Raw genomic sequence first — 10,344 nt, 5'->3', positions numbered from 1 at the left:
GTCTGTTTGAGGCCCCCCAGCCCTCATCCTGAGGAGCCATTGCCATGGGAATGGCGTCTCGAAGGATGGTCCGGGAGGCTCCGGAGCGATCTACGGCATCCTTCGAGATGCCGCTGACGCCGCCCCTCAGGATGAGGGCTTGAGCGGCCCGGACAGGTGCAAAATGGAAGGCGGATCCATGGGTAAACAGCCGGAGCATGGCGGATCTGCAGGATCTGCGCAGTAATGCTGCCGCAATCGCGCGTAAGGGCTAAGGGGCATCGTCGGCGCGTGGCAGGAATCGTGCTTGCCGGCGCGGGCCGCAGAAGGGGAAGAACAGCAATATGACCAAGCTCGACGACTGGCTCGGCCAGCACCATGCCGCGTTCACGGCGATCCGCCGCGACATCCACGCCCATCCCGAACTCGGCCTGGAAGAGCAGCGCACCGCCAAGCTCGTCGCCGACAGCTTGCGCGAATGGGGCATCGAGGTCACCGAGAAGGTCGGCCAGACCGGCGTCGTCGGGGTCATCCGCGGCAAGCAGCCGGGCGAGCGCGCCATCGGCCTGCGCGCCGATATGGACTGCCTGGCGCTGGAGGAGACGACCAATCTCCCCTATTCCTCGAAGAATCACGGTCGGATGCATGCCTGCGGCCATGACGGGCACACCACCATGCTGCTCGCGGCGGCGCGCTATCTCGCCGAGAACCGGGATTTCGCCGGCACCGTCAACCTGATCTTCCAGCCGGCCGAGGAAGGCCGCGGCGGCGCCAACGCCATGCTGGCCGACGGTCTCTTCGACCGCTTCCCCTGCGACGCGATCTACGGACTGCACAACACGCCGGGCATGCCGACCGGCAGCTTCGGCACCACCGTCGGCCCGTTCCTGGCGGCGGCGGATAGCTGGAAGGTGACCTTCCGCGGCCTCGGCGGCCATGGCGGCTCGCAGCCGCATCGCTCGACCGACATCACCTATGCGCAGGCGCATTTCGTGCTCGGCCTGCAGGGCATCGTCGGCCGCAATGTCGCCCCGCTGGACACCGCCGTGATCAGCGTTGGTTACATCCATGGCGGCGACGTCAACGCCTCGAACGTGATCCCCTCCGAGCTCGTCATCGGCGGCACGGCCCGCACCTATTCGCAGGAGGTCCGCGACACGGTGGAGCGGCGCATCGCCGAACTCGCTCTGGCCACGGCGCAGGCTTGGGGCTGCCAGGCGGAGCCGTATTATCACCGCGGCACCAGCCCGCTGGTCAACGAGGCCGAGCAGGTCCGGGTCGCGGTCGCCGCGGCGACGCAGGCCGCCGGCGCTGAGCATGTCAACGGCCAGCTCCGCCCCGGCACGGGCGGCGAGGACTTCGCCGAGATGATGCTGGTGCGGCCCGGCGCCTTCATGCGCATCGGCAACGGCGTCAATCCCGACGGTTCCTTCGTCGGCCTGCACACGCCGCTCTACGACTTCAACGACGCGATCATCCCGGCCGGCGTGCGCTACTGGGTCGGCCTCGTCGATCAGGAGCTCGGCCAGGGCCTGCGGGCCGTCGCGGCGGAGTAACGGAGCGCCTGCACGGGAACTGTCATGCCCGCCCTTGTGGCGGGCATCCACGTCTTCGGCTCYCCTTGGTGAGCGATGCGGGCTAAAGACGTGGATGGTCGGGACGAGCCCGACCATGACGGTATGCGGAATGACGCCATGAAAACCCTCGCCATCTCGACGCTGACGATCTGCGGCATCGAGGAATTGCCCGGCAACAGCGCCCGCGAGGTCTCGCATGTGCTCTCGGTGCTCGATCCCGGCTGGCCGGAGCTCGAGGCCTTCGGCGCCTATGGCACGCATGAGCGGGTGACGCTGCGCTTCCACGACATCATCGATCCGGCCCCGGACAGGATCATGCCGGCGCCTGGGCATGTTGCGGAGATCCTCGGCTTCGGCGAGGGCTTGCGCGCCTCGGCGGTGGGCCGGAAGGCCGGCCATCTGCTGGTGCATTGCCATATGGGCATCTCGCGCTCGACGGCGGCGATGCTGACCCTGATGGCGCAGGCCGATCCGCATGAGGGCGAGGATGCGCTGTTCGCTCGTCTGCGCGAGATCCGGCCGCAGGCCTGGCCGAATTCGGTGATGATCGGCTTCGCCGACGAGCAGCTCGGCCGCCATGGCCGGCTGACCGAGGCGCTGGGCCGGCATTATGCGCATCAGATCGCGGCGCAGCCGAAATTCCGGACCTGGATGAACGATCTCGGCCGCAAGCGCGAGCTGGAAATGGCGGTTTAGCTCAAAGACGAGGCGGCGCGTCCGGGCATATCGACCGACAGAGGGCCGCCGACATGAAAACGGCCCCGCCGAAGCAGGGCCGTCATCGACTTACGGCAAGGACTTACTTTGCCCAGCGGCCTTCATATTTGAACTGCGGCGCGGCCTTGAGAGCGTCCTTCGTGGTCTCCATCGTGGCCGACCACTTCTTGTCGTTCTCGGAATAGTTCACCTTCACGGCGGCCGGCGAGACGATCACATAGTGCTCGCCCATGCCGAGGAAGCCGCCTGCGGAAACGATGTAGCCGGCGATCTGGCCGTTCGACATGACGATGTCCTTGATCTCGCCGATCTTGTCCTTGGCGGAGTTCTGGACATTGAGGCCGATCAGGTTGCTGCTCAGTACGTCGGTCGGCTTGGCGGCGACATAGACTTCCTTCACCGCCGTCGTGCTGGTAGCCGTTTGCGCATAGGCGCTGGTCGAAAGAACAGTTGCAGAAATGATGGCGATGGCGACATTGCGCATGAAAGTAAACTCCAAACCATGAATTCCCCAGGTGATAGAGACAACGCCGCCTCTCGCCATGGGTTCCTGATTCGGGCATTCTTTTATTTCAGATTATTTGCGCGATCGGCCTCCGGTTGCCGATGCAAGGTGCCTTCACGCCCCGGAGCGAGGCGCTCCGGGGCCGGTGGCGCAGGCCTCTGGCCTCAATCCGTCGCCTGCGGCAGCGGCTGCTCGTCATAGGAGAGCTCGCGGTCGCCCGGCGATTTGATGCGGTAGACGAGCCGGAGTTCCTTCTCGCCGCCCGGTGCGAGATCGAAGGTCCAGGAGGAGACGCCGCGCTTGTCGCCGACCTGCTTCTCGGTCGGCGGCGTGGTCTGGGCCGCGATCGTCTCGACCGTGATCGCGCTGTTCTCGGAATAGGGGGTGCGCTGCAGCACGGTGACCTTGACGGCCTGAGCATGCAGGCTCTTCACCACCGTGCGGAACTCGCGCTGGTCGGTCCGGGTCTGGTTGAGCCAGCGCGGCTCATTCTCGCGGCGCTTCACCGGGGCAAAACTGACCTTGATCCGGTCGTCGGCGCCGAAGCCGAGCGCGACCTCGTCCCCCGGCGCGACGAGCCCGATCCGGCCCGTGCCGACATAAGTGCCGTCGCGATGCAGCGCGACCTTGCCCGGCAGGAGCGGAGCTCCCTCGTCATGATTGAAGGCAGCTTCGAGGAAGGCCTTCTGTTCCAGCTCCGGCACGCTGCGGGCCGACAGCGTCGGCTCGGCCTTGCGCTGCGTGAGCACGACCGTCTTCACCGTGCCGTCCTGCGGAATGGTGGCGCGGCCGGGCACCTGGAAGCTCGCCTGATAGGGGCCGGCTTCGATCCGGGCGGTCTGGACTTCCGCCGGTGTGGGCGGCGCTGCGGCGCGTTGCGACGCGGCCTTTGCCTCTGCCTGCTCGGCCAGAGCCTCGGCCTCCGCCTTGGCGCGGGCGGCGGCCATCGGCGCAGGCGCAACCTTGCGCAAACGGCTTTCATAGATCGCCGGCGGCTCGAAGAACGCGATCTGCATCGGCTGGAGATCGGGCGCGCCGGTGCCGCCGGCCGAGCGCGTCGTCGACAGGGTCAGCGCGACGTCGCCCCAGTCCTCGCCGGTGCGCTGGCGGATCTCGGCGCGGCGGGTCAGCGCCAGTTCCGGCTTCGCCGCCGTGGTCGTCAATCGCGCCTCGTAGGCGGGAACCCATTGCGCGCCGCTGACGCGATAGCTGACCGTGAATTCGGCCGCGACCGGCTGCGGGGCCTCGACCGCGATGGCGACGTCGCGCTTCGGCGCGCCGGGGCGGCTGCCTTGCGGGCGGGCGCTTTCGAGCGCGGCGATCTCGGCCTCGACATCCGCGAGCTTGCCGCGCTCGCCGCGCAGATCGTTCTGGACCTTGACCAAAGCGGTGCCGATCGCCTCGAACACTGTCGGCCAGTCGGCGACGGGCAGGGCCTTGCCGTCCGGGCCGAGCTTGTCGGGGCCGGTCTGGGCGAAGCGTTCGATGGTGGTGCGCTGGGCTTCGATCGCGGCGATGCGGCCCTCATGCGCGCCCTTCTCGTCGCGCAGCGCCTTGAGCTTGTCCTCGACGGTCTTGTCGAGGATCGGCTTCGCCTCGCCCGGGGTGAYGCGGACATCGATGGCGCCGACCGAGAACGAGCCGTCGCCTTTCCCCTCGATGCGGATGGAGGCCGGGTCGATCGTCGCCGGCAGGCCACGCAGCACGATCTGCGAGGCACCCTGCAGCAGGTCGGCCTTGCCCAGGCGGGTGACGATGGCCCCGTCGGGATAGACCGTGACGCGGTCGATGCGGCTCGAAAGCTCGGTCTCGGCGGCGCTGGCGAGGCCAGGCGCGATCACGAGGGCGGCGGCGAGGCCGTATTTCATGAAGTTTCCCCCTCCAAATCAAAGTCACGAGGCCGTGATAGACGGTGCCGAATCCGGCGCGCCCAAGGCGAAATCGAGCCTAACTGCGGATAGGCCCGCTGGGCCATGGCCTTGTCCTCCATTCGCAGGAGCGTCGGCCGGGCGCGAAGCGCTTTCCGGCGGTGGCGACAAGGCGTCAGCCCACCGGGAAGGGCATGACATGAGGCCGGGACGACCGTGCTCGCCCTGTCAGGGCCCGCCACGCGACGATTGCTCTCGCAGCGGATGCGTGCCCGATTGCTTTAAGGGTTCAGGCGCCGGCATCCCCGCGGTCGCGCCGGTGCTGCTCGGTGCCCTGCCGAGGCGCCAGCCATGGCTCCCGGCGGATGGTCCAGAGCTCATAGGCGGGCACGAGCGCGCTCGGCGGGCTGTCCAGGGTGCCGAGCTTGATCTCGATCTCGTCCGAACCTTCCGCCCAGCAGAACAACGGCGAGCCGCATTGCGGGCAGAAGCGCTCGCCGCCCGCGCGGCTTTGCCAGCATCCGAGCTCGCCGGAGAGCGTCGCGCCGGTCCGGGGCCAGATTCCGAAGAAGGAGAAGGCCGCGCCCGAGCCCTTCCGGCAGGTTTCGCAATGGCAGATGCCGACGCGGATCGGCGCGCCGTCGAGTTCGTAGCGGACCTGTCCGCAGTTGCAGCCGCCTGAAAGTCTCATCGTGGTCTCGCGCGTGTCCCCGGTTTCGCCAGCATGGGCAGCAGAGCAACGGGGCTTCGTACGGAACGGTTCCGGCGAACTGTGCCGGACGGCGCGGGTTTTCTGCAAGGGTTTGCGGATGTGCGGGAGTGCCAAGGCAGGTCGGCGCTCGGTCCGAAATCAGCACTACGTCCCGGACGACCGGCGGTGGTCCGCGATGACCTCGGTGACGATCCTCCCGGCTTTTTCAATCGAGCGAGCATCCTGACCGGCGCTTGCGATGGTGATGAGGGCCTTCCACAAGGCCCATCCGCGAGCACGACTCCAGGTGTTGTCGTCAAGCGCGAGTTCGGCGCGGAACGCAGCGCGGCTGTCTCCGGAGAACTCTGTCCAGGCCATCACGAGATCGCAGGCGGGGTCGCCTACAGCCGAGCTTCCGAAATCAATGACCGCACAAAGGGCTCCGTCCTTGATGAGCAGATTGCCCGAGGCCGATGTCGCCGTGAACCCATAGCGGCTGGCCGCTCCATTCCGACGAGAGTGCCGTTTCCCACACCTCGGCGGCGGAGGCGGCATCAATCCGTCCGGTGAGGGCCGTCAAAGCGGACCGCGTTTCCGAGTCGTAGACGGCAAGGCGCCCGCCACGATGAAAATTGTGGTTCCCGGCGGCAGGTCCGCCGGTGGCATCGATCCGGTGCAATGCAGCCAGGAAGGAGCCCAATGATCGGGCCAAAGCAGGCAGGTCGGCAATATCGCCGGTCGTTGCAGGCTCGCCTTGAAGCCATCGATAGATCGACCAGGGCCAAGGGTAACCTTCGCCTGGCGCGCCCATCGCCAACGGAACCGGGATCGGAAGGGGCAAGTTCGGAGCCAGCCTCGGCAGCCAGCGGTGCTCCTTTTCGACCTGCGGGACATAGCGTTCTGCGCTCGGCAAGCGAATGGACAGCTCCTGGCCAAGGCGAAAGGTTCGATTGTCCCAGCCTCCCGGCTGGACGGCGTCCAGTGCCAGCGTCGCGTATTGCGGAAACTGGGCCTTGATCAGGCGACCAACCAGCTCAACGCTGATCGTTGCAGGCAGGTGCTTCTCCGGGTGTGGCATCGCCGCTTCCAATAACACCGGTTTCGGCTTCCCGCCCGTTGCGGACGCCTCCGGTTCATGAGAAGCCGCGCCCATGCTGAAACGGATCACGCAATGGGCAGGACGGGTCAAGCGTGACGCCGTCGCTCTTTGGATTGCCGCGCGCGATCCGCGGACGCCGTTGATCGCGAAAGCCGTCGCTGCCGCGGTCGCCGCTTACGCCCTCAGTCCGATCGACCTCATTCCGGATTTCATTCCGGTCCTGGGCTATCTGGATGACCTGCTCATCGTGCCCGCCGGGATCGCTCTGGCGGTCCGCCTCATCCCGGCCGAGCTCATGAGCGAGTTTCGAGGGCAGGCCGATGAGCGCGCGGGCCGACCGCGCAGCGCCGTCGGGGCTGCGATCATCGTCCTGATCTGGTTGCTGGGCTTGGCCGCTCTCGGCTTCTGGGCTTTCCAGCAGTTCCGCTAACCGGCCTCACGCCCGGCCGCGTTCGCTCGCATGCGGCTTGACGCGACGGTCGAGGAAATTGCGCAGCTCCGTGACGCGGCGCTCGGCGTCCAGCACCTCGCGGTCGAGGCCATGGGCCATTCGGGGTGATACTGCACGCCCCAGAAGGTGCCGCCATTATGCTTGATCTCGGCGGCCTGGACCTGGCTGATGGCGTTCGAGGCGAGGATCGTCGTGCCATGCGGCGGCAGGGCGACGCTGTCGAGATGGATCGCCGGGGCGTCGAAGGCGGCGGGGCGCCCGGCCAGCAGCGCGTGGCCACGGCCGATCTCGGTCGGCGCGATGCGCCGGGCGAAGCCGACCTCGCGCCCGTTCGGATTGGCGGTGACGGTGCCGCCGGCCGCGACCGCGCCCATCTGGATGCCCCAGCAGGAGCCGAARCTSGGCGTGCCGCTGGCATAGATCGCSCGCATCAGYTCGATCTGCCGGGTCACGGCCGGCTCGATCTTGTAGATGTGCAGGGCCGAGCCGGTGAGGAAGATGCCGTCATAGGATTCCAGTCCCGCGGCATCCGGCAGATTGGCGCCCTCATCCGCCGGCAGGCAGATATCCGAGACGATGCCGGGGGCGATCGCGGCGATTTCGGCCGCATAGGCCTCGGCCGGGGTCGCGCCATAGCCGGCGACATGCTCCTCGCGATGCTCTCGCGTATTGCCTTCGACGAAGAGCAGGCGGAGGGGACGGTGGCCGGTCTGGATCATGGGCAGGGTTCCGAGGGATGCATCGGGCGACGGGCAGGTGTGCGCGCAATCTCATAGGAGGGGCGGGTTGCGCAAGGTTATGCAAAGCTCCTTCCTCGCGACAGGGCCGAAACGTGTACCCCTCCCAGACATGGCTGCATCGGGCCTGGGCGAATGCCTATCTTCTGATGATCCTGACGACGCTGATGTGGGCCGGCAACGCCGTGGCGAGCCGGCTCGCCGTCGGCAACATCTCGCCCATGGCGCTGACCTCGTTCCGGTGGATCGCGGTCTGCGCGGTCTTGCCCTGGCTGCTGCGCGACCAGCTCCGCGTCCATTGGCCGGCGCTGCGGGCGCGCTGGGGGTTCATCGCCCTGCTCGGCATGGGCGGTTTCACCATGTTCAACATGCTGATGTATCTCGCTGCCTATTCGACCTCGGCGATCAATATCGGCATTCTTCAGGGCTCGATCCCGATCTTCGTGCTGATCGGCGCCTTCCTGGCCTATCGCACGCGGATCGGCCTGATGCAGGCGCTCGGCGTCGCGGTGACGCTGATCGGTGTCGCGGTCACGGCGAGCCGGGGCGATTTCCATGTCCTGACCGGCCTGCGCTTCGCGGCAGGAGACCTGTTCATGATCCTCGCCTGTGTGTTCTACGCGGGCTACACGGTCGCCGTGCGCAATCGGCCTCCGATGCCGGGGCTGGTCTTCTTCACCGCGGTCGCCTGCTTCGCCTGCGTGATCTCGCTGCCGCTGCTCGCGGCCGAGATCGCGCTCGGCCAGTACTACGCGCCGACGCCGAAGGGCTGGCTCATCCTCGCTTTCGTCGTGATCGGCCCCTCGCTCCTGTCGCAGCTCGCCTTCCTGCGCGCGGTCGAGCTGATCGGGCCCGGCCGGGCCGGCGTCTTCGTCAATCTCGTGCCGGTCTTCGCGCCGATTCTCGCCGTGGCGATCATCGGCGAGCCTTTCGGCCTCTACCATGCGGTCGCGCTCGCGCTGGTGCTCGGCGGCATCTTCATCGCCGAGCGGTTGGGGCGATAGAGCATTTCCGCCTTTCTGCGAAAACGCTCTATCTCCTTGTTTTATCGGATTTTCTTCACGCGAGCCGGTGTCCACCTCGCTCGACAAGGCTCAAGCCGCCGCGTGGCCTTTCATCGGGCGTCCATGGGGCTGGCTTCCCGCGACAGGCGCCTGCCGATCCGCACCAACAGGTTCTTCAGCTCGCTTTTGAGTTCCTCGTCGCCAGCGTCCTTCGCGACGCGGTAAGCCTGCATGACATGGTCGGCGACGTTTGCGGTCGGCGTCTCCGTGCCGACCGTCTCCGTGATGTCGAGCGCGATCCCGACATAATGCGTGGCGCTGCCATCCGCCATGCGGTGGCAGCGTGCGAACGCCGCAATGAGCCGCTCGCCCTCGGCCGTCGAGACGCGGTATTGGCTGCTGAAATCGATGCCGGCCCTCGTGCAGTGCGCGACTTCCCGCGCGACGCGCTCGCGATCCTCGGAATGGATGCCGTTGACATAGGCGTCGACCGGCGCGCCGCGGATCGCTTCCTCGGGATCGACAGAAAACAGCGCGGCGAATCGTGCATCGGCGTAGAGCCGATCCTGTTTTACATCCCAGTACCACATGCCGAGTATTGTGTTGTCGTTGAGGCAGATACTGCCCGGAAACGACATAAACTCCGACCTGCCGCCCTTGAAGACTGCGTCAGACATGTCAGCCTCTCCCTCGTTATTGAGAATGAGAGAGAATCTCCGGCGATACAAGCGCGGGCTCGCCAAAAACAGCGGTTCTCAACGCAAGGCTGAAACCGCCAGCCGCGCCGCCTCGGCGAGTGCGGCTTCCCGCTTCGGGGCATCGGCGCGCGAGCCGGCAAGATAGGTGACGATGACGAAGCGCCGCCCGTCCGGCAGCGTCGCGATGCCGATGTCGTTGGTGGCGTGGTTGATGCCGTCCGTGGTCAGACCGAGCCCGGTGCGATGAGCGAGGACGGAGCCCGGCGGCAGCCCGGCCTTGAGGCGGCCGGTGCCGATCTTCGATTCGCTGATGACCTTGGTCAGGAAGGCAGTGTGCGCGGGGTTGCGCAGCAGCCAGTTGCCTTCGGCGAAGCCCTCGAGGAAGCGCGCGCTCGCCTCCGGCGTCGCGGCGTCGCGCTTGTCCTTCAGAGCGGCGGCCAGCGCCGCGATGCGCAATTCGGGGTTCAGGGCGCGCAGATCGGCGCGGAAGCGCTGCTCGTCGACGACCTCGTTCCAGCCGAAGCCCTTGAGACCGTAGATCTCCGGCTGGAACTGGCGTTCGTAGCGGTCGATCGACATGCCTTCGATGCCACCGTCGCGCAGCATCTTCGTCACCACCTGCGGGCCGCCGATCTCGCGCATCAGCCGGTCGGCGGCCGTGTTGTCGCTCTGGCCGGCGGCAAGGCGGATCAAGTCCCGCACCGGGTAGGTCGCGCTCTCGCCCTTGAATTGCCGGGCGATCGGGCTGTTGAAGAGCGACAAATCCTTGCGGGTGATGGTGATCGGCTGGTCGAGCTTGAACTTCCCCGCCTCGACCTGCTGTAGCACGGCTACCGCCAGCGGCAGCTTGAAGACGCTCTGCATCGGGAAGGTCTCGGCTCCGCGCCAGGACCAGAGCTTGTGGTCCTTCAGGTCGATCAGCGCGACGCCGAGCCGGCCCTCAGTGCGGCGCTCGAGCTTGGCGATGCCCTTGTCGAGGCTGGGCCGGTCCCAATCGGCGAAGGCGGGTGGAATGGCC

The 10,344-nt window shown here is 67.0% G+C and carries 10 protein-coding genes and 1 pseudogene; 4 read left to right on the top strand and 7 right to left on the bottom strand.

Annotated features, from left to right (window positions below):
- Window positions 1-323: 323 nt before the first annotated feature.
- Window positions 324-1,535 (top strand): M20 aminoacylase family protein, encoded by a 1,212-nt coding sequence (locus AB4Y99_RS23475; protein WP_142022009.1) that lies wholly within the window; start codon window positions 324-326, stop codon window positions 1,533-1,535.
- 138 nt (window positions 1,536-1,673) lie between these two features.
- A complete protein-coding gene (locus AB4Y99_RS23470; RefSeq protein WP_441525016.1) occupies window positions 1,674-2,252 on the top strand; it encodes a tyrosine phosphatase family protein in 579 nt (192 codons plus the stop codon).
- 103 nt (window positions 2,253-2,355) lie between these two features.
- On the opposite strand, the gene AB4Y99_RS23465 is transcribed toward AB4Y99_RS23470, so the two are convergent.
- From AB4Y99_RS23465 to AB4Y99_RS23450, 4 genes and pseudogenes are all read right to left on the bottom strand, one after another.
- Window positions 2,356-2,757 carry a PRC-barrel domain-containing protein gene (locus AB4Y99_RS23465; protein WP_038363885.1) on the bottom strand — a complete coding sequence of 134 codons (402 nt, stop codon included), beginning with the start codon at window positions 2,755-2,757 and terminating at the stop codon, window positions 2,356-2,358.
- A 185-nt stretch (window positions 2,758-2,942) separates the two neighbouring features.
- A complete protein-coding gene (locus AB4Y99_RS23460; RefSeq protein WP_441525015.1) occupies window positions 2,943-4,646 on the bottom strand; it encodes a mucoidy inhibitor MuiA family protein in 1,704 nt (567 codons plus the stop codon).
- A gap of 289 nt (window positions 4,647-4,935) precedes the next feature.
- Window positions 4,936-5,337, bottom strand: coding sequence for a GFA family protein (locus AB4Y99_RS23455; protein ID WP_441525014.1), 402 nt, complete (start codon window positions 5,335-5,337; stop codon window positions 4,936-4,938).
- A gap of 165 nt (window positions 5,338-5,502) precedes the next feature.
- Window positions 5,503-6,415 (bottom strand): annotated as a pseudogene (locus AB4Y99_RS23450) (aminoglycoside phosphotransferase family protein).
- Window positions 6,416-6,488: 73 nt separating this feature from the next.
- Here AB4Y99_RS23450 and AB4Y99_RS23445 point away from each other — a divergent pair.
- Window positions 6,489-6,866 carry a YkvA family protein gene (locus tag AB4Y99_RS23445; protein ID WP_441525013.1) on the top strand — a complete coding sequence of 126 codons (378 nt, stop codon included), beginning with the start codon at window positions 6,489-6,491 and terminating at the stop codon, window positions 6,864-6,866.
- Here the strand turns inward: AB4Y99_RS23445 and AB4Y99_RS23440 are convergent.
- Window positions 6,863-7,606 carry a type 1 glutamine amidotransferase gene (locus AB4Y99_RS23440; protein WP_441525012.1) on the bottom strand — a complete coding sequence of 248 codons (744 nt, stop codon included), beginning with the start codon at window positions 7,604-7,606 and terminating at the stop codon, window positions 6,863-6,865. The two genes, AB4Y99_RS23445 and AB4Y99_RS23440, sit on opposite strands and share 4 nt — an antisense overlap.
- Before the next feature lie 113 nt (window positions 7,607-7,719).
- On the opposite strand from AB4Y99_RS23440, the gene AB4Y99_RS23435 reads away from it, so the two are divergent.
- A complete protein-coding gene (locus tag AB4Y99_RS23435; protein ID WP_260368464.1) occupies window positions 7,720-8,628 on the top strand; it encodes a DMT family transporter in 909 nt (302 codons plus the stop codon).
- Between the two features lie 110 nt (window positions 8,629-8,738).
- On the opposite strand, the gene AB4Y99_RS23430 is transcribed toward AB4Y99_RS23435, so the two are convergent.
- Both AB4Y99_RS23430 and bla read right to left on the bottom strand, forming a co-directional pair.
- Window positions 8,739-9,305, bottom strand: coding sequence for a PAS domain-containing protein (locus tag AB4Y99_RS23430; protein WP_441525011.1), 567 nt, complete (start codon window positions 9,303-9,305; stop codon window positions 8,739-8,741).
- 78 nt (window positions 9,306-9,383) lie between these two features.
- On the bottom strand, window positions 9,384-10,344 hold a 961-nt coding region (gene bla / locus AB4Y99_RS23425), incomplete at its 5' end, for a class A beta-lactamase (protein ID WP_441525010.1).

Source organism: Allobosea sp. TAB14 (assembly GCF_052113865.1).
Lineage (GTDB): Bacteria > Pseudomonadota > Alphaproteobacteria > Rhizobiales > Beijerinckiaceae > Allobosea > Allobosea spartocytisi.
Note: the sequence above shows the minus strand (reverse complement) of the source record. Positions and strands in the feature narration are given on the sequence as shown.

Excerpts from the sequence above, each read along its gene's own strand:
- AB4Y99_RS23475 (WP_142022009.1), top strand. The coding sequence starts at position 324 with ATGACCAAGCTCGACGACTGGCTCGGCCAGCACCATGCCGCGTTCACG.
- AB4Y99_RS23465 (WP_038363885.1), bottom strand. The coding sequence starts at position 2,757 with ATGCGCAATGTCGCCATCGCCATCATTTCTGCAACTGTTCTTTCGACC.
- AB4Y99_RS23430 (WP_441525011.1), bottom strand. The coding sequence starts at position 9,305 with ATGTCTGACGCAGTCTTCAAGGGCGGCAGGTCGGAGTTTATGTCGTTT.
- AB4Y99_RS23445 (WP_441525013.1), top strand. The coding sequence starts at position 6,489 with ATGCTGAAACGGATCACGCAATGGGCAGGACGGGTCAAGCGTGACGCC.
- AB4Y99_RS23455 (WP_441525014.1), bottom strand. The coding sequence starts at position 5,337 with ATGAGACTTTCAGGCGGCTGCAACTGCGGACAGGTCCGCTACGAACTC.
- AB4Y99_RS23470 (WP_441525016.1), top strand. The coding sequence starts at position 1,674 with ATGAAAACCCTCGCCATCTCGACGCTGACGATCTGCGGCATCGAGGAA.